This is a genomic window from Streptomyces flavofungini (assembly GCF_041028215.1).
GTDB classification, from domain to species: Bacteria; Actinomycetota; Actinomycetes; order Streptomycetales; family Streptomycetaceae; genus Streptomyces; species Streptomyces flavofungini_B.
The window spans coordinates 1-2,746 of sequence record NZ_JASKYR010000957.1; the positions used below are offsets into that span (position 1 = coordinate 1).

Sequence of the window (2,746 nt, forward strand, 5' to 3'; positions counted from 1 at the left end):
GTGCCGAGCCGGGTGACCGTGGAAGTGCCGGTGACACGCCATGCCGTCACCGCCCCATGGGAGTCCCCGGTGAGCAGCAGCCGCCCGGCAGCCGCCAGGGCGGTGGGGCGCGCGGCGCCCAGCCGGACCGTGGCCGCCCGCTCGGGGCGCGCCGGATCGGCGATGTCCCAGATCTGCACGTCGTTCGCGTCCTTGGTGAGCGTCGCGAGCATCGTGCCGTCGCCGAGGAAGGTGAGGGGCAGGTCGGTCGAACCGCCCACCGGCAGCACCGAGAGGCGGCGGGACGCGGAGCCGTCCACCTTCCACAGGCCCACACCGTGCTTCAGACCGACTTCCTGGCTGACCGCCACGAGGGCGCCGTCCGGGCTGAAGACGACGGTGTCCGAACCCTCCTTGGGCTGAGCGGACTTGAGCTCCTTGGGGCGCGCCGGATCGGAGGCGTCCCACAACTTGAGGGGAGAACCGGTGGCCAGGCGGCGGCCGTCGGGGCTGAAGGACACCCGCTGGCCACCGACGTTGAAGGTGGACAGGGTGGCGAGACGCCCCGGCCGCGCGTCGCCGCCGACCCACCACAGCGTCGAGGGCAGGCCGCCGACGAGCGTGTTTCCGTCGCGGCTGAACGGCTGACCGGAGATGTGGCCCGACGGCAGGAACACCCGTGAGGAGGATCGCTGCGCCTCGTCCACACTCCACAGCCGCACCGAGCCGTTCCGCGCCTCGGTGCCCGTCGGGTCGAGAGTCGCCCCGTCGGACGCCGACGACGCCAGTGTGCGCCCGTCCGGGGCGAACGCCAGCGCGTGCACGGACCCGGAGTGACCGGTGAGGCGGGCGCCCTGCGCCGGGCGCAGCGGGTCGGACACGTCCCACAGCTGGATCGTGCCGTCTCCCGCCCCGGTCGCGAGCGTGGTGCCCTGGTCGTTGAACGCCACGGAGCCGATCCCCAGGGAGGACAGCGCGCTCAGCGAGGCCGCCTGCTCGGGCCGGTCCGGATCGCTCACGTCCCACACCCGTGCCGTGTCCTCGTCGCCGCAGGCCACCAGGAACTGTCCGTCGGGACTGAAGGTGAGCGCGTTCGACGGGCTGGTTCTCGTGCTCGCCTCGGTGAGCCGCCCCCGCTTGGACAGGCGGTACACCTTCACCTTGCCCGCCTCGTACGACGCCGCGACCAGGGAGCCGTCGGGGCTGACGGCCACGCTGTCGTAGATTCCCGACAGCGGCGTACCCGGCGCGGAGTCCGTCACCTCGGGGTGTCGCGGATCGCTGACGTCGACGGCATACGGTACGGCCGCACCGCTGATCAGCGCCAGCCGTGCCCCGCGCGCACTGAACGCCAGCGCTTCGATGTCGCCGTCATCCGGACGCACGGTGCCGAGACGACGCGGCTTCCCGGGTGTCGCGACATCCCACAGGCGTACGTACCCGTCCCCGTCGCCCACGGCGAGCCGCCGCCCCTGCGGGCTGAACGCGACAGCGGTGACGGAACGCCCCTGGGGCCGGACGAGACCCAGGCGCCGGTTGGATCCGGTGTCGTACAGCGTCACGCCGTCGTCCGACGCGGAGGCGAGCAGCTTCCCGTCGTGGCTGTAGCCGATCGGGCCGGAGAAGCCGCTGGTGCGCAGCACGTCGGGGATGGCGGCGCTGGCGATCAGCGCCCCCGCGGCCTGGGCGGTGGGGGACAACCGGTAGGCCTGCACGAGGAGTTGCCGCGCGAGATCGGGCTGGGTGTCCTGGATCGACGCCGCCTCCGCCACCAACTGCCGTGAGGTCGCGGTGAGCTGGCGCTCGGCGGCCCGGTCGCTCGCCCTGTCGGCCCGCACTCCGGCGACGACGGAGACACCTAGGAGGATCGCCAGGACGACGCTGATCGCGGTGACCGTCTGCCGGAAACGGAGCTGACGCCGCAGGTGTGCCCCGATGAGGTCCGCCTTGGACCTGCCGCGGATGGGGGCGACGAACTCCGCGACGGCTTGTACGAGCCTGTCGTGGCGGGGCGATATGCGCTTGTGGTCACGGAGCCAGGTCAGGTCGACCCAGCGCGGTTCGTACGCGAAGGCGCCCGTGAGCACGGTCTTGGGCAGCGCGTCGGTCGACTCCCAGTCGAAGTCGCCCGCCGCCGCGTCCCAGGCGATCGTTCCGGCCGTCCACGCGAAGAGCATCGTGCCGGTGTCACGGTGATCGAGCCACCACTGGATCTCCTTGCACACCCAGGGGGAGTCCGCCGCCTTCGGCGAGGCCATGACGATGAGCCACGCGGACTCGCTCAGCGCCTTCTCGATGTCCCGCCACAGGTGGGGGCTCGCCGTGAGGTTGGTCTTGTCCCTGAAGGTGCGCAGGTCGCGCGAACGGTAGAACGGTCGTCCGAAGTGCTCCACCGCCGCCTGGAAGGCCGCCGCCGGTACATCGTCCAACTGGTGGCTGTAGGAGATGAAGACGTCGTGGGGATACGCTCTTGCACCGGTCGCGTCCATGCGTGATCTGCCCCCCGTGGAGCGCCCCGAGCTGGTGCACCCGGCGCGCGGTGGATCGACCGTAATGCCTGCGCCAGGCTCATTACAGCCATATTGCGCAACTCTCGAACGCGTGGTGGTCCGATCGGCTAGATTCCCGTCGGATCGCGTCAGCGGAGGCGCCGGTCGGGAGGGATCGTGCGGGGGAACACCGGCGGGGGGGGGGGGGGGGGGGGGGGGGGGGGGGGGGGGGGGGGGGGGGGGGGGGGGGGGGGGGGGGGGAATCTAGCCGATCGGAC

General features: G+C 72.1%; 1 protein-coding gene. It reads right to left on the reverse strand.

What is annotated here, in order from left to right; translation table 11 throughout:
- Positions 1 to 2,408 (reverse strand): TIR domain-containing protein (locus AB8Z36_RS37075; protein ID WP_369217781.1); only part of this gene is annotated, 2,408 nt, incomplete at its 3' end.
- Positions 2,409 to 2,746 lie beyond the last annotated feature (338 nt).